The organism is Nocardioides sp. InS609-2 (genome assembly GCF_023208195.1).
Classification (GTDB): Bacteria; Actinomycetota; Actinomycetes; order Propionibacteriales; family Nocardioidaceae; genus Nocardioides.
The window spans coordinates 3032405-3052565 of the sequence record NZ_CP060034.1; the positions used below are offsets into that span (position 1 = coordinate 3032405).

The 20161-nt window shown below is 69.9% G+C and carries 19 protein-coding genes and 1 tRNA gene; 13 read left to right on the plus strand and 7 right to left on the minus strand.

From position 1 onward, the window contains the following. Positions 1 to 3: 3 nt before the first annotated feature. Positions 4 to 2304 carry a DEAD/DEAH box helicase gene (locus H4Q84_RS15730; protein ID WP_248583665.1) on the minus strand — a complete coding sequence of 767 codons (2301 nt, stop codon included), beginning with the start codon at positions 2302 to 2304 and terminating at the stop codon, positions 4 to 6. Positions 2305 to 2498: 194 nt separating this feature from the next. On the opposite strand from H4Q84_RS15730, the gene H4Q84_RS15735 reads away from it, so the two are divergent. The 4 genes from H4Q84_RS15735 (at position 2499) to H4Q84_RS15750 (ending at position 6977) form a co-directional block, all read left to right on the plus strand. Next, positions 2499 to 2837 carry an STAS domain-containing protein gene (locus H4Q84_RS15735; protein WP_248580024.1) on the plus strand — a complete coding sequence of 113 codons (339 nt, stop codon included), beginning with the start codon at positions 2499 to 2501 and terminating at the stop codon, positions 2835 to 2837. A gap of 165 nt (positions 2838 to 3002) precedes the next feature. Next, the gene (locus H4Q84_RS15740) at positions 3003 to 5306 is read left to right on the plus strand and encodes a sodium-translocating pyrophosphatase (RefSeq protein ID WP_248580025.1); all 2304 of its coding nucleotides are present in this window, start codon (positions 3003 to 3005) and stop codon (positions 5304 to 5306) included. A 67-nt stretch (positions 5307 to 5373) separates the two neighbouring features. Next, on the plus strand, positions 5374 to 5511 hold the full coding sequence (locus H4Q84_RS15745) for a hypothetical protein (protein ID WP_248580026.1): 138 nt from the start codon (positions 5374 to 5376) through the stop codon (positions 5509 to 5511). After that, on the plus strand, positions 5508 to 6977 hold the full coding sequence (locus H4Q84_RS15750) for a methyltransferase (protein ID WP_248580027.1): 1470 nt from the start codon (positions 5508 to 5510) through the stop codon (positions 6975 to 6977). Before H4Q84_RS15745 ends, H4Q84_RS15750 begins: the two co-directional genes overlap by 4 nt. Positions 6978 to 7038: 61 nt before the next feature. On the opposite strand, the gene H4Q84_RS15755 is transcribed toward H4Q84_RS15750, so the two are convergent. Continuing rightward, the gene (locus H4Q84_RS15755) at positions 7039 to 7392 is read right to left on the minus strand and encodes a DUF1330 domain-containing protein (RefSeq protein ID WP_248580028.1); all 354 of its coding nucleotides are present in this window, start codon (positions 7390 to 7392) and stop codon (positions 7039 to 7041) included. A gap of 113 nt (positions 7393 to 7505) precedes the next feature. Here H4Q84_RS15755 and H4Q84_RS15760 point away from each other — a divergent pair, with 113 nt between their 5' ends. Beyond that, entirely contained in the window at positions 7506 to 8267 is a 762-nt protein-coding gene (locus H4Q84_RS15760; RefSeq protein WP_248580029.1) for a helix-turn-helix transcriptional regulator, read from the plus strand. 62 nt (positions 8268 to 8329) lie between these two features. On the opposite strand, the gene soxR is transcribed toward H4Q84_RS15760, so the two are convergent. Beyond that, a complete protein-coding gene (gene soxR, locus H4Q84_RS15765) occupies positions 8330 to 8803 on the minus strand; it encodes a redox-sensitive transcriptional activator SoxR (RefSeq protein WP_248580030.1) in 474 nt (157 codons plus the stop codon). 51 nt (positions 8804 to 8854) lie between these two features. Here soxR and H4Q84_RS15770 point away from each other — a divergent pair, with 51 nt between their 5' ends. The 8 genes from H4Q84_RS15770 to H4Q84_RS15805 all read left to right on the plus strand — a co-directional run bounded on the left by H4Q84_RS15770 (position 8855) and on the right by H4Q84_RS15805 (position 17913). After that, positions 8855 to 9559, plus strand: coding sequence for an SDR family NAD(P)-dependent oxidoreductase (locus H4Q84_RS15770; RefSeq protein ID WP_248580031.1), 705 nt, complete (start codon positions 8855 to 8857; stop codon positions 9557 to 9559). A gap of 1 nt (position 9560) precedes the next feature. Continuing rightward, positions 9561 to 10616 (plus strand): S-adenosylmethionine:tRNA ribosyltransferase-isomerase, encoded by a 1056-nt coding sequence (locus H4Q84_RS15775; RefSeq protein ID WP_248580032.1) that lies wholly within the window; start codon positions 9561 to 9563, stop codon positions 10614 to 10616. Positions 10617 to 10760: 144 nt separating this feature from the next. Continuing rightward, complete coding sequence (gene topA, locus H4Q84_RS15780) at positions 10761 to 13478, plus strand: type I DNA topoisomerase (RefSeq protein ID WP_248580033.1); 2718 nt, start codon at positions 10761 to 10763, stop codon at positions 13476 to 13478. Positions 13479 to 13486: 8 nt separating this feature from the next. Beyond that, positions 13487 to 14266, plus strand: coding sequence for an inositol monophosphatase family protein (locus H4Q84_RS15785; protein ID WP_248580034.1), 780 nt, complete (start codon positions 13487 to 13489; stop codon positions 14264 to 14266). A 134-nt stretch (positions 14267 to 14400) separates the two neighbouring features. Further along, positions 14401 to 15048 carry a dTMP kinase gene (gene tmk / locus H4Q84_RS15790; protein WP_248580035.1) on the plus strand — a complete coding sequence of 216 codons (648 nt, stop codon included), beginning with the start codon at positions 14401 to 14403 and terminating at the stop codon, positions 15046 to 15048. Then, positions 15045 to 16193: a DNA polymerase III subunit delta' gene (locus H4Q84_RS15795; protein ID WP_248580036.1), complete on the plus strand. Its 1149-nt coding sequence runs from the start codon at positions 15045 to 15047 to the stop codon at positions 16191 to 16193. Before tmk ends, H4Q84_RS15795 begins: the two co-directional genes overlap by 4 nt. After that, on the plus strand, positions 16190 to 17755 hold the full coding sequence (locus tag H4Q84_RS15800; protein ID WP_248580037.1) for an alpha/beta hydrolase: 1566 nt from the start codon (positions 16190 to 16192) through the stop codon (positions 17753 to 17755). The genes H4Q84_RS15795 and H4Q84_RS15800 overlap by 4 nt, the downstream gene beginning before the upstream one ends. A gap of 85 nt (positions 17756 to 17840) precedes the next feature. Next, positions 17841 to 17913 (plus strand) — tRNA-Thr (locus H4Q84_RS15805). 17 nt (positions 17914 to 17930) lie between these two features. On the opposite strand, the gene H4Q84_RS15810 is transcribed toward H4Q84_RS15805, so the two are convergent. From H4Q84_RS15810 to H4Q84_RS15825, 4 genes are all read right to left on the minus strand, one after another. Then, complete coding sequence (locus H4Q84_RS15810) at positions 17931 to 18392, minus strand: hypothetical protein (protein ID WP_248580038.1); 462 nt, start codon at positions 18390 to 18392, stop codon at positions 17931 to 17933. Positions 18393 to 18539: 147 nt separating this feature from the next. Beyond that, complete coding sequence (locus H4Q84_RS15815; protein ID WP_248580039.1) at positions 18540 to 18845, minus strand: hypothetical protein; 306 nt, start codon at positions 18843 to 18845, stop codon at positions 18540 to 18542. Continuing rightward, positions 18842 to 19060, minus strand: a complete 219-nt coding sequence (locus H4Q84_RS15820; protein ID WP_248580040.1) for a hypothetical protein — start codon at positions 19058 to 19060, stop codon at positions 18842 to 18844. Before H4Q84_RS15820 ends, H4Q84_RS15815 begins: the two co-directional genes overlap by 4 nt. Continuing rightward, positions 19057 to 20115, minus strand: coding sequence for a tyrosine-type recombinase/integrase (locus H4Q84_RS15825; RefSeq protein WP_248580041.1), 1059 nt, complete (start codon positions 20113 to 20115; stop codon positions 19057 to 19059). Before H4Q84_RS15825 ends, H4Q84_RS15820 begins: the two co-directional genes overlap by 4 nt. Between the last annotated feature and the right edge of the window lie 46 nt (positions 20116 to 20161).

Consider the following 20161-nt stretch of genomic DNA (forward strand, 5'->3'; position numbering starts at 1 on the left):
AGTTTACTGCGGCGCACCGGTCAGGAGCACATCCAGCAGGGCGACCGCGCCGGGCTTGTCGAGAGGGTTGTTCTGGTTGCCGCACTTCGGTGACTGCACGCACGACGGACAGCCGGTCTCGCAGGTGCACGACGCGATGGCCTCGCGGGTCGCCCGCAGCCAGGCCGACGCGGCGTGGAAGCCACGTTCGGCGAAGCCCGCTCCACCCGGGTGGCCGTCGTGCACGAACACCGTCAGCTCGCCCGTGTCGGGGTGCCGGGCAGTGGATACACCGCCGATGTCCCAGCGGTCGCACGTCGCGAAGAGCGGGAGCAGTCCGATGCTGCAGTGCTCGGCAGCGTGCGCCGATCCGGGCAGGTCGGCAGTGGCGAGCCCCGAGTCCTCGAGCGCCCGGTCGGGCACGGTCCACCAGACGGCCGTCGTACGCAGGGTCCGGGCAGGCAGGTCGAGCAGCTCCTCGCCCATCACCTCGCCACCGGGCTGTCGTCTCTTCAGGAACGACACCACCTGGTGGGTCACGTCGACGTCGCCGAGGCTGAGCCGGCACTCGCCCCATGCGCGGTGCTCGCGGGTCCCTGCGATGGAGATCTCGGTGACCTCACGCGCCGACGTGGAGTACGACGGCTCCGCCCGCGCGATGGTGGCCACGTGCTCGTCGAGGTCGAGCCCCTCGACGACGTACGTCTCGCCCCGGTGCACGTAGACCGCGCCGGGGTGAGCGGTGCCGTGGGCGCTCCCGGCGTCGACGGTGCCCACGACGCGGCCGGTCTCGCGCTCCACCAGCTGCACCGGTGAGCCACCCGCCGACCGGATGTCGGTGAGGTCGCTGGCGCGGCGCCGGTCGGTCCAGTACCACCCCTGATGACGCTTCCGCAGCAGTCCCGCCTCGGTGACGGCGTCGAGGGTCTCGCGCGCCTTCGGTCCAAACAGCGGCAGGTCAACCTCGGTCAGCGGCTCCTCGGCCGCGGCGGCGCAGAGGTGCGGAGCGAGCACGTAAGGGTTGTCCGGGTCGAAGACCGACGCCTCGACGGGCGCCCCGAACAGCGCCTCGGGGTGGGTGACCAGGTACGTGTCCAGCGGGTCGTCGCGGGCGACCATGATGGCCAGCGCGTCCTGGGCGCCGCGCCCGGCCCGGCCGATCTGCTGCCACATCGCCGCGCGAGTCCCGGGGAAGCCGGCCAGCAGCACGGCGTCGAGCCCGCTGATGTCGATGCCCAGCTCGAGGGCGTTGGTCGCGGCAAGACCGGTGAGGTCGCCGCGCCGCAGGGCAGCCTCGATCGCGCGCCGTTCCTCGGGCAGATAGCCACCGCGGTACGCCGCGACCTTGCCGGGCAGCGACGGGTCGACGTCGGCCAGCAACTCGGCGGCGCTCAGCGCCACCTGCTCCGCACCGCGGCGCGACCTGACGAACGCGAGCGTGCGGATGTCTTCCGCCACCAGGTCAGCCAGCAGGTCGGCAGTCTCCGACGAAGCGGCCCGTCGTACGGGCGCACCGTTCTCACCGGCGTGCGAGATGAACGGCGGCTCCCACAGCCCGACCGCCACCTGCCCACGAGGGGAGTGGTCGGCGGTCAGCGCCAGCACCTCGAGCCCGGTCAGCCGGCTCGCGAACACCTCGGGCTCCGCGACCGTGGCCGAGAGCAGCACGAACGTCGGGGACGCGCCGTACATCGCGCAGATCCGCCGCAGCCGGCGCAGCACGTGCGAGACGTGCGCCCCGAAGACCCCGCGGTAGCGGTGGCACTCGTCGACGACGACGTACTCCAGCTTCGCGAAGAAGCGCGACCAGCGGGCGTGCCCCGGCAGCAGCGAGCGGTGCAGCATGTCGGGGTTCGTGAGGATGTACTCCCCGTGGTCGCGGGCCCACTCACGCTGCTCGCGGGTGCTGTCGCCGTCGTGGGTGGTGACCCGCGCTCCGGTGCGCAGGTCGAGCAGCCCGGCGAGCTGGTCCTGGGCCAGTGCCTTGGTCGGCGACAGGTACAGCACCGTCGCGCCACGCTCGTCGCGCGCTCCACGCCGGTCGAGCAGCGTCGAGAGGGCGGGCAGCTGGTAGGCGAGCGACTTGCCCGACGCCGTGCCGGTGGCCAGCACCACGTGCTGGCCGTCGTGCGCCGCGTCCGCAGCCGCCGCCTGGTGCAGCCACGGGCCCGCGATCCCGCGGGCCTCGAGGGCCGCCCGGACGACCGGATGGGTCCATTCGGGCCACTCAGCGCTCGACGACACGCGCGGGGGGAGTATTTCGAGGTGGGTAAGTCTCTCCTCGCGCCCCGGAACCTCGCTCAGACGACGTACGACGTCGCGCAAGGCGCGGGGCGGTCGTGGATCCGGGCTCAGCACGTATGGCAGTGTGGCAAATGCCGCGGACGTTTCATCGACCCGTATCGGTGGTACGCCTGCACCAGCCACCCGCTCGTGGTTTGATATTTTCCGCATGCACTCGGGGGAGACGGGGCCCCCGAGCTATGAATGGCCTGGCAACACCGCCTGAGGAGCACGACGTGGACCTGACTCTTGAGACGCGCGAGGCCGACGGTAAGACCGTCGTCGCCGTCGGGGGCGAGATCGACGTCTATACCGCGCCCAAATTGCGCGACAAGATCACCGAGCTCGTCGGCGAAGGCCTCTACGAACTCGTCATCGACCTGTCGGCCGTCGAGTTCCTCGACTCCACCGGCCTCGGTGTCCTGGTGGGCGGCCTGAAGAAGGTCCGCGCCCATGACGGCACCCTGACGCTGGTCTGCAACCAGGACCGGCTCCTCAAGATCTTCCGGATCACCGGCCTGGCCAAGGTCTTCGTCATCCACGACGACGCCGCCAGCGCCCTCGCCAGCGCCTGAGCCGTCCGCCACGGCCTCCTCGCCGCTTGGCCGAGCCGCACGAACCACCGCTCACCAGCCAAATGAGCGTGTGGGACCGGTCACACCCATGTACGTGATCCAGGTCACCCCTGCGTAGACTCCGGCTCGATTCGCTCACCCTGACTCACCCCATGGAGGACGCACATGACCGGGATCCTTCCCGCCGTCGTGGAGCCGGACCTCACCGGAGGCAATCTCACCCTGGTCGTCATCGTTGCCCTGATCGCGCTCGGCGCGCTCGGCATGGCAATGATGTTCCGAAACCAGGTGCTTGCTGCCGGTGAAGGCACCGACAACATGAAGAACATCGCCCAAGCCGTCCAGGAGGGCGCCAACGCCTACCTGACCCGGCAGTTCCGCACTCTCGGCATCTTCGCGGTCATCGCCTTCCTCGCGCTGCTTGCACTGCCGGCCGACGACATGACCGTGCGGATCTTCCGCTCGGTCTTCTTCGTCGTCGGTGCCGGATTCTCGTCCGCCGTCGGCTATCTCGGCATGAACCTCGCGGTGCGCGCCAACCTCCGCGTCGCCGCCGCCGCCGAGACCACCGGGCGTGAGCCCGCCATGACGATCGGTCTCCGCACCGGCGCCATGGTCGGCATGCTGACCGTGGGTCTGGGCCTGCTGGGGGCCAGCCTCGTCGTGCTGCTCTTCCAGGACAAGGCCCCCGACGTACTCGAGGGCTTCGGCTTCGGTGCTGCGCTTCTCGCGATGTTCATGCGAGTCGGCGGCGGCATCTTCACCAAGGCTGCCGACGTGGGGGCCGACCTGGTCGGCAAGGTCGAGCAGGGCATCCCCGAGGACGACCCGCGTAACGCGGCCACCATCGCCGACAACGTGGGTGACAACGTCGGTGACTGCGCCGGAATGGCTGCCGACCTCTTCGAGTCGTACGCCGTCACGCTGGTCGCCGCGCTGATCCTCGGCTCGCAGGCGTTCGGCGACAAGGGCCTCGTCTTCCCGCTGCTGATCCCCGCGATCGGCGCGCTCACCGCGGTGGCCGGTGTCTACCTGACCAAGCCCAAGGCCGGCGAGAACGGCCTGAAGACCATCAACCGGTCGTTCTACCTGTCCTCGGGCATCGCCGCCGTGGCCAGCGTGGTCCTGGCCTACGTCTACCTGCCGAGCAGCTTCTCCGACTTCACCAACATCGCCGCCGACCTGGCCGGCGCCGACGGTGACCCGCGGTTCATCGCGTCGTCGGCTGTCGTCATCGGCATCGTGATGTCGGCCGGCATCTTGTCCCTCACCGGCTACTACACCGGCACCGAGTACCGCCCCGTCAAGGACGTCGGCAAGACCTCGCTCACAGGTGCGGCGACCGTGATCCTCGCCGGCCTCGCGGTCGGCTTCGAGTCGGCCGTCTACACGACCCTGGTCATCGGTGCGGCCGTCTTCGGCGCCTACCTCCTCGGTGGAGCGGCGCTCACGGTCTCGCTGTTCGCGGTCGCCCTCGCGGGCTGTGGTCTGCTGACTACGGTCGGCGTCATCGTCGCCATGGACACGTTCGGTCCGGTCTCCGACAACGCGCAGGGCATCGCGGAGATGTCTGGCGACGTCAGCCCCGAGGGCGCGCAGATCCTCACCGAGCTCGACGCCGTCGGCAACACCACGAAGGCGATCACCAAGGGCATCGCGATCGCGACTGCCGTGCTGGCCGCCACGGCGTTGTTCGGCTCCTACGCGACCACGGTCTTCGAGTCGCTCGCAGACGCCAACGTGGGCATCGACGAGGACTACCTGCTCGACTTCAGCGTGTTCAACCCCGCCGTCATCGTCGGCGTGCTACTCGGTGCGGCCGTGGTGTTCCTGTTCTCGGGTCTCGCGATCAACGCAGTCGCCCGGGCAGCAGGCGCCGTGGTCTACGAGGTGCGTCGCCAGTTCCGCGAGATCCCCGGGATCATGGAGGGCACCGGCCGTCCCGAGTACGGCAAGGTCGTCGACATCGTCACCAAGGACTCCCTGCGCGAGCTGATCACGCCCGGCATCCTCGCCGTACTCGCTCCGATCGCGGTCGGCTTCGGTCTCGGCGTCACGGCCCTCGCCGGCTTCCTCGCGGGCGCGATCGGCACCGGCACCCTGATGGCCGTGTTCCTGGCCAACGCGGGTGGTGCCTGGGACAACGCCAAGAAGCTCGTCGAGGACGGCAACCACGGTGGCAAGGGCTCGTCCGCGCACGAGGCCACCATCATCGGTGACACCGTCGGCGACCCGTTCAAGGACACCGCCGGCCCGTCCATCAACCCGCTAATCAAGGTGATGAACCTGGTCTCGCTGCTCATCGCGAGTGCCATCGTCTCGATGAGCGTCGGTGACGACCAGAACGACGCACTGCGCATCATCATCGCGCTGGTGGCCGTCGCGATCATCGCGGTCGCGGTCTACATCTCCAAGCAGCGCACCGTCACGATCAGTGACGACCAGCCTGTGGACTCGTCCGCAGCCTGATCCACCGCAGTCGAACGGCGTCCGGGGCAACCCCGGGCGCCGTTCGCGCATTTGGCAGGATGCCGACATGGAGCGGATGGCACTGATCTCGGACGTGCACGGCAATCTCACCGCCCTCGAGGTGCGCCACGGCCTCTACCGGGCCAACCTCGAGCAGTGGCGGGCCGGCGATCGCGAGACCGGCTACCACGAGCGCACGTCGTGAACGCCCTGCCTGCGCGACTGCGCGCAGCCCTGGTCGCGGCCGACTTCACCTACGACGCGGTGGCCGACCTGCTCGGACCGCTCGCGCACTCCGCGCTGAGCCGCAACGAGACGACGCCAGGACTGCGCGCGGCCACCGGCGGTTCGCCGGTCGAGACGCTGACCCGGCTGTTCCTGCTGCAGGCGCCGGTGTCCCGCGCCGAGGCCGAGCGGGCGCTGCCAGGCCTTCTCGACGAGCTCTCGGCCCAGGGCATCGTCGAGCAGACGGTGGGGGAGGTGGGCGCGCGCCTCGACGTACGCCCCTATGCCGCGCCGCACGACGACGACCCGGGCGACCTGTGGATCGTCAGCGACCTGACTCCGGGCCTCGACGGCTCGGCCAATCGCGTGGGCACCGACCACGTGCTCGGCATCAGTCCGGCCTCGACCAGCCTGGCCCAGCAGACCCTGCCTGCGCCGGTGGGTCGGTCGCTCGACCTCGGCACCGGCTGCGGCGTGCAGGCGCTGCACCTGGCCAGGCACAGCGGGTCGGTCGTGGCGACCGACGTCAACAAGCGGGCGCTCTGGATGACACGCTTCAACGTCGCGCTCAACGAGATCGACAACGTCGACGTGCGCGAGGGGTCGTTCTTCGAGCCGGTCGCGGGGGAGACGTTCGACCTGATCGCGACCAACCCGCCGTTCGTCATCTCGCCGGCCACCGGGGAGCGGCTGGTCTACCGCGACAGCGGGATGCCCGGCGACCGCGTCGTCGAGCACATCGTGCGCGCGTCGCCCGACCTGCTCGCGCCCGGCGGATGGTGCCAGGTGCTCGCCAATTGGGTGATTGCCCGTGACCTGCCGTGGGAGGAGAGGCTCGGCGCGTGGGTCGACGAGTCGTGCGAGGCGTTCGTCGTGCAACGTGAGGTGCTCGACCCCGCGGCGTACGTCGAGCTGTGGCTCAAGGACGCCGGGCTGCACGGGGCGGCCGGCTACGGCGAGCGCTACGACACCTGGCTGAGCTGGTTCGACGAGCAGGGCATCGAGGGCGTCGGCTTCGGGTGGATCAACCTGCGCAAGTCGGCCACCGGGCCGAGTGACTTCCTCGAGTGGCCCTACGACGTGGAGCAGCCCATCGCCCCCGCGATCGGCGAGTGGGCGACGGCGCGAGACCTGCTGGCGGCCGCGCCGGACATCTCGGCAGCCCGGCTCCTGACCCGGTCCGACGTGCGCCAGGAGTCAGCCGGAGCGCCCGGCGGCGACGACCCGGAGACGATCGTCGTGAGACAGCAGCGCGGACTGCGCCGCGCCCGCCAGGTCGACACGGTCGAGGCAGCGTTGCTGGGCGCATGCGATGGCGACCTGACGATCGGCCAGATCCTGGCGGCCGTGGCGCAGATCCTCGAGCGCGACGAGGCCGAGCTGCGGGCGACGTACCTCCCGGTGGTTGCCGAACTCGTGCGTGAAGGCTTCCTGACGGCGGGGTAGTCCGGGGCAATTCGTACCCTCTCGGTCGGCCGGAGGTGCATTTTGCCCCGGACTACCCCGGTCAGGACTCGGCGGCGAGCAGCGACGAGAGCTTCCCGACCGCGCTGTGACCGGGCTCCACGCCATCGACGATCGCCACGATCGACTGCGAGTGTTCGGTCCGCAGAGGCAGGATCTCCTGGTACCCGGGGGAGTCGTACCACTCGCGCGCTGAGATGCGGTCGGGGAACTCGAGCACGACGACGTCGCCGTCCCACTCTCCCTCGACGGCGTCGATGTCGCCGCCGTGGACCAGGAACCGCCCGCCGTACGGCGCGAGGGTGAGGTCGATCCTGCGCAGGTACTCGATGATCGCCTCGCCGAAGTCGACCTCGCGCAGGTAGGCGACGGCGTAGGCCTTGGTGGTGGTGGTCATGACGGTTCCTCTCCGTGGATGGCTGAGGTGACCAGCCTCGGCCCGCCGGCCGCCGAGGTCGATTACCTCCGAGGTCATCGCCGGCCGTACCTCGTCGTCGCTACCGTCCATCCATGAGTACGCCGACAGCCGGGCACCTGCTGCGCACCTGGCGCGAGAACCGGCGGGTCTCCCAGCTCGCCCTCGCCCACGGTGCCGGGGTCTCGCCGCGCCACCTGAGCTTCATCGAGACCGGCCGTTCGCGCCCGACGAGCCAGATGATCCTCCGGCTGTGCCGCCACCTCGAGGTGCCGTTGCGCGAGCAGAACCGGTTGCTCCTAGCTGCCGGCTTCGCGCCGGCCCATCCCGAGCACGATCTGAGCGCCCCGCCGATGGCAACGATCTCCCACGCGATCGAGCTGATCCTGGCCGCGCACCTGCCCTACCCGGCCCTCGTCGTCGATCGGGGCTGGGACCTGGTCTCGGCCAACGATGCGGTCTACGCGTTGCTCGACGGGGTCGGGGCCGAGCTGCTCGAGCCGCCGGTGAACGTCATCCGGCTCGCCCTGGACCCGGCCGGGCTGGCGCCCCGCATCGCCAACCTGGAGCAGTGGCGTGACCACCTCGTCGAGCGACTCGCCCGTGAGTACGCCGTCAGCGCCGACGCGCGGCTGCGGACACTGCTCGACGAGTACGGGCCGCTGCGAGCGGAGCAGTCGGAGTCTGCGCCGGGACTCGTCGTACCCCTACGGCTGCGCACGAGCGACGGCGAGCTGTCGCTGATCTCGACGACCACGGTGTTCGGCACACCCCGCGAGGTCACGGTCTCGGAGCTGGCGATCGAGACGTTCCTGCCCGCCGATGCCGCTACTCGGGCCGCCCTATCGGCGGGGTAGTCCGGGGCAATTCGTACCCTCTTGGTCGACTGGAGGTGCATTTTGCCCCGGACTACCCCGGGTCAGGCGGTGGGGTGCGGGCGGCGCAACTGGGCGGGCAGCAGGGCGGCGCCGGGTGCCTCGTCGGTCGCGGCGAGGTAGTCGCCGGGATTGGAGATGCGGCAGCGCTGGAGGGAGAAGCAGCCGCAGCCGATGCAGGAGTCCAGGCCGTCGCGCAGCCGTTCGAGGGCGCCGATCTGGTCGTCGAGCCGGGCGCGCCAGTGCCGCGAGATCCGTTGCCAGTCGGCCTTCGTCGGCACCCGGCCCCCGGGCAGCTGGTCGAGCTCGGTACGGATCTCGTCGAGCGTGAGCCCGACATTGGCGGCGGCGCGGATGAACGCCAGCCGCCGCAGCACGCTGCGTTCGAACTGACGGCGGCCGCCCGGCGTACGCGTGGCAGGGATGAGTCCCTCGGCCTCGTAGTAGCGCAGCGCCGACGCCGCGAAGCCACTTCGTCTGGCCACGTCGCCCATCGACATCAGGTCGTGAGAATCCATTTCGATCCTTCCCTTGAACTCAAGTTCACTTGAACTATAACAATGAAGAGCATGACCACAACCAATGAATCCAGGACCGCACTCGTCACGGGTGGATCGTCTGGTCTTGGCCGCGCTCTCGTGCACGCGCTGACCGACCGCGGCTGGACCGTCCTCACCGATGCCCGTCACGCCAGCACGCTCGTCGATGCCGTCGCCGAGACGGGCGCGCACACGCTGCCCGGCGACATCGTCGATCCCGCGCACCGCGCCGACCTGGCCGCCTGGGTCGACGGCCAGGGAGGCCTCGACCTGCTGGTGCTCAACGCCAGCACGCTCGGCCCACTGCCGATGCACGCGCTCACCGACCTCTCGCCGCCCTCGCTCGCGGCAGTCTTCGAGACCAACGCCCTCGCCCCTCTGGAGCTTGCGATCTCGCTGCTGCCGGCTTTAGAGGCCCGCGGCGGCACGGTGGTGACGCTCTCCTCCGACGCCGCGGTCGAGCACTACCCGACGTGGGGTGGGTACGGCGCCTCGAAGGCCGCGCTCGACCACCTGGTGCTCACTCTCGGAGCCGAGACCGGCGTGGCGACGTACGCCCTCGACCCCGGCGACATGCGTACGCCGATGCACCAGGACGCGTTCCCGGGCGAGGACATCTCCGACCGGCCGTGGCCCGAGACCGTCGTGCCCCACCTGCTGGCCCTCGTCGACTCCCGACCCGGGTCCGGCCGCTACCGCGCTGCCGACGTGGCCGTGCCGGCGGAGGTGGGCTGAGATGACCGTCCTCACCGAACAACCGGTGACGCGGTTCCCCGCGCCAGACGGGGCCACCGCACCGGCGCCGCCCGAGGCGCGCGGGCTGGCCCGCGACGAGGTGCGGCTGCTCGTCGCCCGCCCGTACGGCGTCGTACACGCCCGCTTCCGTGACCTGCCGCGCTACCTCGAGCCCGGCGACCTGGTCGTCGTCAACAACTCTGCCACCGTCGCCGCCGAGGTCGACGCCTCGCTGGACGGCCGCGCGGTCGTGCTCCACGCCGCATCCCGGCTCGACGACGGCACCTGGGTCGTCGAGCTGCGTACGGCGCCCGACGCGGACCGCGCGATCCTCGATGCCCGGCCCGGTGACCGGGTCGCCGTGGGACCGGTGAAGGTGGAGCTGCTCGCGGCGTACCCGCACGAGGGCTCGTCACCCACCGGCACCGGCAGCCGGCTGTGGCGGGCGTTCGCCCACGGCGACCTCAGGAGGCACCTCGACCGCGCCGGCCGGCCGATCGCCTACGGCTACCTCGACCGCCGCTACCCGCTCTCGGCCTACCAGTCGGTGTTCGCGTCCGTGCCGGGCAGCGCGGAGATGGCGTCGGCAGGTCGGCCGTTCACGCACGCCCTGCTCACCCGGCTGATCGCTCGCGGCATCGGCGTCGCGCCGATCACCCTGCACACGGGCGTCTCGTCGCAGGAGGCCGGCGAGGGCCCGCAGCCCGAGTGGTTCGACGTACCCGGCGCCACCGCGCGGCTCGTCGAGTCCACCCGCGCGTCCGGGGGCCGCGTGGTCGCGATCGGCACGACCGTCACCCGCGCGCTCGAGTCAGCGGTCGACGCGCACGACCGGGTCGGTCCGGCGCGCGGCTGGACCGAGCGTGTCGTCACCCCCGCCGACCCGCCCCGCGTCGTCGACGGGCTCGTCACCGGCTGGCACGACCCGCAGGCGTCCCACCTGCTGCTCGTGGAGTCGATCGCCGGGCCATCACTCACCCAGACGGCGTACGACGCCGCGGTTGCCGGCCACTACAGGTGGCACGAGTTCGGCGACTCCGCCCTGCTGCTGCCCTGATGCCGCGGAAGGGGTTCCCGGCGCTCGTGGCGGCCGACAGCAGCCCGTCCCGGTGGCGGAATGGAGGAAGGCGCTACCGTGTTCGGCCGAGGCGGTGCAACATCCCCCACCGCCGGGCAAGAACGCGAGCAGCAAGGAACACACGTGGCACACAAGTTGGTGATCGTCGAGTCCCCGGCGAAGGCCAGGACCATCGGCGGCTACCTCGGCCCCGACTACGTCGTCGAGTCGTCGATCGGTCACATACGTGACCTCCCGCAGAGCGCAGCCGACACCCCGGCGTCCATCAAGGACAAGCCCTGGGGTCGGCTGGCCGTCGACGTCGAGAACGGCTTCGAGCCCTACTACGTCGTGCCGCGCGACAAGAAGGCGCACATCTCCAAGCTGAAGTCGCTCCTCAAGGACGCCGACGAGCTCTACCTCGCCACCGATGAGGACCGGGAGGGCGAGGCGATCGCCTGGCACCTCCTCGACGAGCTGAAGCCGAAGAACATCCCCGTGCACCGGATGGTCTTCCACGAGATCACCAAGCCCGCGATCCTCGCCGCGGTCGCCAACCCGCGCCAGATCAACGACGACCTCGTCGAGGCGCAGGAGGCGCGCCGCATCCTCGACCGCCTCTACGGCTACGAGGTCTCGCCGGTGCTGTGGAAGAAGGTCATGTCCGGCCTCTCCGCGGGCCGCGTGCAGTCGGTGGCCACCCGGCTCGTGGTCGACCGCGAGCGGGTCCGGATGAAGTTCAAGCTCGCCTCCTACTGGGACCTCGACGGCACGTTCGACGCCGGCTCCGGCCACGACCAGCGGATGTTCCCGGCCAAGCTGCACTCGATCGAGGGCCTCCGGGTCGCCCGCGGCGCCGACTTCGCCCAGGACGGCACGCTCTCGACGAAGAAGGAGGTCGTGCACCTCGACCGCCCACGGGCCGAGGCCCTGGTCGCGGCGCTCACCGACACGTCGTACGACGTGCGCTCGGTCGAGTCGAAGCCCTACAAACGCTCGCCGTACGCACCGTTTCGCACCACCACCCTCCAGCAGGAGGCCGGCCGCAAGCTCGGCATGACCGCGTCGGTGGCGATGTCGGTCGCGCAGCGCCTGTACGAGAACGGCTTCATCACCTACATGCGTACCGACTCCACGACGCTCTCCTCGGCGGCGATCGGTGCGGCGCGTGACCAGGTGCGAGAGTTGTACGGCGCGGAGTACGTGCCCGACAGCCCCCGCGTGCACACCTCCAAGGTCAAGAACGCGCAGGAGGCCCACGAGGCGATCCGGCCTGCCGGTGACACGTTCCGCACGCCCGCCCAGACCGGGCTGACGGGTGAGCAGTTCCGTCTCTACGAGCTGATCTGGATGCGCACCGTCGCCTCGCAGATGAAGGACGCCGTCGGCCAGAGCGTGTCCGTGCGCATCGGCGGCACCGCCTCGACCGGCGAGGACGTGGTGTTCTCCGCGAGCGGCCGCGTCATCACCTTCCACGGCTTCCTCAAGGCGTACGTCGAGGGCCGCGACGACGCGAAGGAGAGCGACGACACCGAGACCCGGCTGCCCAACCTGGTCGAGGGTGCTGCCGTGTCTGCGGCCTCCGTCTCCGCCAGCGGCCACGAGACCAAGCCGCAGGCGAGATACACCGAGGCCACGCTGATCAAGGAGCTCGAGGACCGCGAGATCGGCCGGCCCTCGACGTACGCCTCGATCATCAAGACGATCATCGACCGCGGCTACGTCTACAAGAAGGGCACCGCCCTGGTGCCGGCCTGGATCGCGTTCTCGGTGATCCGGTTGCTCGAGGAGCACTTCCCGCGGCACATCTCCTACGAGTTCACCGCCGACATGGAAGACGTCCTCGACGACATCGCCCAGGGTCGTCGCGACCGGGCGACCGAGCTCGGGGAGTTCTACTACGGCTCCGACACCGTGACGGGCCTGCACCCGCTGGTCACCGGCCTCGGCGACATCGACGCCCGCGAGCTCGCGACGTTCCCGATCGGTGAGCCGGACGACGGCATCTCGCTGCGCGTGGGTCGCTACGGGCCGTACCTCGAAGGCCCCGACGACGACGGTGCGCCCGCCGGCAAGCGGGCCAACGTGCCCGACGACCTGCCGCCCGACGAGCTGACGATCACCAAGGCGCGCGAGCTGCTGGAGAACCCCGCCGGCGAGGAGACACCGCTCGGGGAGCACCCCGAGACCGGGCTCCAGGTCGTCGCCAAGAACGGCCGCTTCGGTCCCTACGTCACCGAGCTCCTGCCCGAGGACGCACCCAAGTCGGCCAGGCCCCGCACCGGCTCGCTGTTCAAGTCGATGACCCTCGACACGGTCACGCTCGACGAGGCCATCAAGCTGCTGTCGTTGCCGCGTGTGGTCGGCGTCGACCCCGGTGGCGAGGAGATCACCGCCCAGAACGGTCGCTACGGGCCGTACCTCAAGAAGGGCACCGACTCCCGCACCATCGGGTCGGAGGAGCAGCTGTTCTCCATCACCCTCGAGGAGGCGTTGGAGATCTATGCCCAGCCCAAGGCGCGTGGCCGCGGTGCCGCCGTCCCGCCGCTCAAGGAGCTCGGTAACGACCCGGTCTCCGGCCAGCCCGTGGTCGTGAAGGCCGGCCGCTTCGGCGAGTACGTCACCGACGGCGAGTACAACGCCACCCTCCGCAAGGAGGACACGGTCGAGTCGATCACCATCGAGCGGGCCGCCGAGCTGCTGGCAGAGCGTCGTGAGAAGGGCCCGGCCAAGAAGACCGCCAAGCGCGGCGCCAAGAAGACGACGGCCAAGAAGGCGGCCAAGAAGTCCACCGTGAAGAAGACGGCTGCGAAGACGACGGCTGCGAAGACGACGAAGAAGGCTGCCGCCAAGAAGGGTTGACCGCTCCCGTGACATCTCTCGGCGATCCCGAGGTCGCCGTTGCTGCGGCCGAGGCGGGTGCTGCCGTCGTACGACGGAAGTACGGCGAGGCGCACACCCGCCTGGAGAAGTCGGCGTCCGACTTTGCCACCGACGCCGACCTCGAGGCGGAGCAGGCGATCCGCGAGCTGCTGCGCGACGCCCGACCCGACGACGGGTTCGTCGGTGAGGAGTCCGGCACCAGCGGACCCTCGTCCGACCGGACCTGGCTGGTCGACCCGCTCTGCGGCACCCTCAACTACGCCGCCCGCACACCGCTGGTCGCGGTCAACGTCGCTCTTCGTGAAGGCCCCGACACCCCGGTCGCTGCATCGGCCGATCCGTTCGCGGGCGAGGTCTTCTGGACCGACGGACGCGGCGCCTGGGTGCGCCGCGACGGGGCCGACGAGCCTCTCCTGCCCTCCGGCGTGACCCGTCTTGTGGACGTCAACCTCGACGGCGCCAGCTCCGCAATGGTCGCGCTGCTGGGCGACCCGGACTTCCGGACGCACTTCGGCCCGCGGGTCCTGTCCACGACGCTGGCCGTCGCCTGGGTCGCTGCCGGGCGGCGTACGGGCTACGTCACCGAGGGCGACCTGCGCGACTCCGTCCACTTCGCGGCAGGGATCGCGCTGTGCGAGGCGGCGGGGTGCGTCGTCACCGGCATCGAGGGCCAGCCGCTGCACACCGGGGCGGGTGGCCTGATCGCGGCTGCCGACCCCGACTCGCACGCGAGGCTGCTGGCGATCGTGCGTGCCCTGGCCGTCTGAACGTTCACGAGAACAGGCACGGATGGCGTTTCAGCGCCGAAATCGGGCCGAACCGGCATCCGTGCCTGTTCCGCGTGACACTCTCGCGGGTGCCACGCCTCGAGACCGTCGGCACCCGACCGTAGGGTGTGCGCGTGACCAGTTACCCCGGCCTGCACACCGATTCCGGGGCGTTCGTCTGCTTCGAGGGAGGCGAGGGCGCGGGCAAGTCCACCCAGGCCCGGCTGCTCGCCGAGTGGCTGCGCGAGCAGGGCCACGACGTACTGCTCACCTTCGAGCCGGGCGACACCCCGGTCGGCAAGGACATCCGCCGGATCGTCCTCGACCCCGCCACCGGTCACCTCGCCGACCGCACCGAGGCTCTCTTGTACGCCGCCGACAAGGCCGAGCACGTCGAGAAGGTGGTGCGGCCCGCGCTGGCGACGGGCGTCGTCGTGATCACCGACCGCTACGTCGACACGTCGCTGGCCTACCAGGGCACCGGGCGCGGCATCGACGCCGCCGAGCTCGAGCACGTGCTGCGCTGGGCGACCGGCGACCTGCGGCCCGACCTGACCGTCGTACTCGATCTGGAGCCGGAGCTCGGGCTCGGCCGGTTCGAGGAACGCGACCGCATCGAGGGTGAGTCGCTGGAGTTCCACCAGCGGGCGCGGCAGGGCTTCCTCGACCTCGCGGGCGCCGATCCCGACCACTACCTGGTGCTCGACGCCAGCTATCCAGAGGTTGTCCTCGCGGACGTGATCCGGGACAGGTTCGCATTGATGACGGGGGCGACCCGATGACAGTGTGGGACGACCTGGTCGGTCAGCGGGCGGTGATCGACGTCCTGTCGCGGGCCGCCGGCGGCGACGGCATGACCCACGCCTGGCTGTTCACCGGGCCTCCCGGGTCTGGCCGCTCCAACGCCGCGGTGGCGTTCGCGGCCGCCCTGCAGTGCGAGCGCGCCGGGTGCGGCGAGTGCCACTCGTGCCACACCGCGATGACGGGGTCGCACGCCGACATCACCATCGTCCGCACCGAGCAGCTCTCGATCGGCGTCAAGGAAGTGCGCGCTATCGTCAAGCGCTCGGCCCTGTCGCCCAACGGCCGGCGCTGGCAGGTGATCGTCGTCGAGGACTCCGACCGGCTCACCGACCACGCCGCCAACGCGTTGCTCAAGGCGATCGAGGAGCCCAACCAGCGCACGGTCTGGCTGCTGTGCGCGCCGACCGTCGAGGATGTCCTGCCCACCATCCGCTCGCGGTGCCGGCTCGTCACGCTCAGCACTCCGGTCGCCGCCGACGTGGCGGCGTTCCTCGAACGCACGGCCGGCGTGCCGCCCGCTCTCGCCGCCCACGCCGCGCGCGCCAGCCAGGGGCACATCGGCCGGGCGAAGGCGCTGGCCCGCGACGAGGACACCCGCAACCGCCGCGCCGAGGTCGTGCGCATCCCGGCCGGGCTCACCACGCTGGGTGCCTGCATGACCGCCGCGTCCAACCTGGTCGAGGTGACCAAGCAGGAGGCCGGGTCGATCACGTCCGACCTCGACGCCCGAGAGAAGCAGGACCTCAACACGGCGTACGGCGTCGCCGAGCGTGGCCGTCGCCCGCGCGAGTACGCCCCGGCGCTGGCGGCCATGGAGAAGGACCAGAAGACCCGGGCCAAGCGGCGGGTGCTCGACGTCGTCGACCGCAGCCTGATGGACCTCGCGTCGGTCTACCGCGACGCGATCGCCCTCTCCGCGGGCGCGCGGGGGGACCTCATCAACGAGGAGATCCGCGGCGACATCACGCAGCTGGTCCGGCGTTCGTCGGCCGAGCAGCACCTGGTGCGCATCGAGGCGATCTTCACCGCACGCGAGCAGATGCTGGAGTTCAACGTGCCCCCGGCCATCGCCCTGGAGTCGATGATGGTGGCCCTGAGACTGGCTGGAGGCCCGTCCCGATGAAGCGTCTCGTCGCGCTACTGCTCGTGCTTGCCCTCGTGCTCGGTGCGGTGGTTGCCAGCCTGGTGATCTTCGCCGGCAGCGACGACGGCGATGCGGCGCCCGAGCCGCCGAAGCGTTCAGCGCGGCCCGCCAGGGCCGAGCCGGCCGCCGACGCGAAGACCCCGCCCGACGAGGCGCTTGCTCCCTTCTATGGCCAGGAGCTGGTGTGGTCGTCGTGCCAGGACGACTTCGAGTGCGCCGACCTGCGCGTGCCGCTCGACTACTCCGACCCGGCCGGCGACAGCGTCGACATCTCCGTGCTGAAGGTGCCGGCCGAGAAGCCCGAGCAGCGCGTGGGGTCGCTGGTGGTCAACCCGGGCGGCCCGGGCGCCCCCGGCACGTCGTACGCCGCCGCAGCCGACCGCGTCTTCGGGCAGCGGCTCACCGACAACTTCGACATTGTCGGGTTCGACCCTCGCGGCACCGGCCAGAGCAACCCGGTCGACTGCCTCAGCGACGGCGACCTCGACGGCCTCCTGGCCGCCGACCCCGACCCCGACAACCCGACCGAGAAGACCGCGCTGCTGAGCTGGCTCGACCGGTTCTTCGCCGGGTGCGTGGAACGCTCCGGCAGTGTGGTCGGCCACGTCACCACGATCGAGGCCGCCCGCGACATGGACGTGTTGCGCGCCGTCCTCGGTGACGGGCAGGTCGACTACCTCGGGGCGTCCTACGGCACCAAGCTGGGCGCGACGTACGCCGATCTCTTCCCCGATCGCGTCGGCCACTTCGTCCTCGACGGCGCGGTCGACCTGTCGATCGACAGCCGGCAGCTCAGCCTCGACCAGGCGGCCGGGTTCGAGCAGGCCCTGCGCTCCTACGTGCAGAACTGCATCGACTCGACCGACTCCTGCTTCCTCGGCGACACCGTCGACGAGGGAGTGACCGCGATCAGCGACCTGGTCGCCCAGATCGACGCCGAGCCGCTGCCCGCCGGCGACCGCGAGCTCACGGTGGGCAACGCGTTCTACGGCATCGTCGCGCCGCTCTACAACCGCGACTACTGGTTCCTCCTGTCGGCCGCGCTCCGGGCCGCCCAGGGCGGCGACGGAGCCGCGCTGATGGAGCTCGCAGACCTCTACTCCTCACGCGGCTCCGACGACTACGCCGACAACAGCTCCGAGGCGATCTACGCCATCAACTGCCTCGACGACCCCTACGCCATCCCCGCCTCCGAGGTGCCCGGGCAGTACGCCGCGTTCGAGGCCGCCTCCCCGACGTTCGGACGGGTCTTCGCCTGGGGCCTCGTCACCTGTGCCGACATCGAGGTCACCAGCACCGAGCCGACGCGCGACATCCGCGCCGCCGGTGCCGCGCCGATCGTCGTGGTCGGCACCACCCGCGACCCCGCCACGCCGTACAAGTGGGCCGAGGCGCTCGCCGCCCAGCTCGAGTCCGGCATCCTGGTCAGCCGCGACGGCGACGGCCACACCGGCTACAACGTCGGCAACACCTGCGTGGACGACGCGGTCGAGGGCTATCTGGTCGACGACGTGGTCCCCGGGGCCGGACTGTCCTGCTGACCGCTCGCCGGTTTCACTGCGCGCCCCGAAGGTCCGTATACTCCTCCGCGTTGCCCGGACTTCCTCGCCGACGTCCGGGCAACCCGCCGCCTTAGCTCAGTCGGTAGAGCGAGTCACTCGTAATGACTAGGTCGTCAGTTCGATTCTGACAGGCGGCTCGACAAGGAACCGCAGGTCAGGGGCTTGATTCCCCGGCCTGCGGTCCTTGTATTTTCGGGGTCTGGGTGTCCGGTGCCCCCGAGGTGCCCCCGACGATGTCGTGTCGCTCTTCGATTAGCTCGATTGCGTCGGCCGTCACGTGCGCATCGACATAGGTGCTGACCAGGTTGGCGGCCTGCTGGGCAGCGGCGTCCAGCGTGGCTACTTGAGTCACGCCGATGCCGTCGACGTGCACCTCCCAGCCCTCTTGCCAACGGATGGCGGTCGCCGTGTATCGCACGGTGGTTCTTTCCGGAGGCACCTGAACGACTGCGACCTCGACATCGGACGCCGCCACCTCTTCCAACATGATGTGTATGGCGTCCGCCACCATGCCGGGGACTTGGTCCAGTGCTTTTGCCTGGGTGAAGACGCCGACCGCGGGGACCTCGATGGCCCACCATCCATCGGTTTGGGTGACGTAAGCAGTCACCTTCATGGCCCGACCTCCCTCACACGCGAGCCCGAGGCCCCGTCGTCCGGCGGGATCTCCTCGGGCTCACTTCCAACCCCACCTCGATGGAGCCGCGTGGCTTCATGGTGTCGTTCTCCTTCGTCATCGGCAACCGGGCATTCAACTCCGTTGCTATACGGTGCTATACCGGCTCTCTGGTGCTATACCGCCGTCATCGCGGATCGTCACGGGAACCCAGTAGCCCGTGCGATAGATCGAGCCGAGATGGCGAGCCCACGTCGCCGGGTCCTCGGCCAGGGACACCCTTCGGAATCCCGACTGACCGCCGCCCAGGGGGATCAGGACGTGCAGCTCTGTCAGGAGCTTGCCCTCGGGATCGTCCACTCGATACGTCCCGTCATTGAGGACGATCAGGGATGCGACGGGGTAGTAGTCGCCGCGTCCTTCCGGGGCCTCGTACAACTGCACAGCGATCATCGTGGCTGCTCCCGCTCTCTGTCGTCGGGGAGCCGGTCAGCGATCTCCGTGAGTTCCTGCCACGCCGCGCGACAGTCCGTGTCGAGGATGACGCTGGCGCCGGGCTCGAACGTATCTCCGTCGCGCATCGACTGGATGAACTCGCGCCAAGCTTGCTCAGCGGCCGAATGTGCTGCAAGAGCTGCATGCATCTCGGATCTGGTCGGCGTGTTCATCGAGCTTCCTCCTCGGAGTCGCTTGCGATGGCCAGCCGGTTCACGCGTTTCGCGGCGTCCCACAGGTTCTGATCGATGAGATGGCCGTAAAGATCCATCGTCATCGCGGCCGAGGCGTGACCGAGGATGCGCTGCACCACCTTGGGATCAGCCCCAGCGCCGAGCCACACAGACGCGCACGTGTGCCGTAGGTCGTGGACGCGCAGGCGAGGCTTCCCGATCGCCTTGATCGCGTCGGCCCAGCCCACAGACCGCTTCCAGTTCGACTCGCTGAGCGGCCCTCCACGAGGCGCTTGGAAGAGCCAGGCAGACGGCTCCTTGCCCATCGACCACTCGTCCACCATCGGAACCAGCACGTCGACGAGCGGCACAGTCCGACTTCGCTTGCTCTTCAAGGTGTCGATGAACAGGTCGCCCTTGTTGCTGCTCGCCATCACAGCGCGTTGAAGCCGCAAGCCCGGACCCGGGACGTGGACTCGATCGCCGACCTGTAGTCCTGCCAGTTCGCTCCAGCGCAGCCCGCCGAGCGCGAGTACCCGGACGAGCGGGGCGTAGGTGCCTAGGCAAGCATTCACCAACTTCTCGATCTGATCGACGGTCAGGAATTCTCCTTCGCGTCGTACTCGACCTGCCGTTGGAGCCTTCACTGTCGCCGCTGTGTTGACCGTCACTCGGCCGTCCTGGACGGCGAAGGCGAGCAGGCTCCGGAAGGCAGCGAGATAGCGACTGGCCGTCGACGGGCTACAGCCATTGGTGATCAGGCGACCGACCCAGCTCGAAACATCAGCCGTCGTGATCGAGGCGACGGGCAGCTTCCCGAACTTCGGCTCGATGTGCTGCTTCCACGCGACCCGGTCAGCGATGCGGGTATTGCGCTTCATCGACGCCCGGGACGCGAACCACTCCTCTGCAACAACCCAGAGGGCCACGCGGCCGCGTCTGGGGTCGAACCACTCGCCAAGCCGGAGCTTGCGCTTCTGATCCTCCTCCCAACTCTCGGCGTCGCGTTTGCGGTCGAAGACCCGTGTCGCGACCTCACGGCCGTGGTGCTTCACCCGAGCCCGATATCGAACGATCCCTGGACCTGTCGTGTATCGCTGC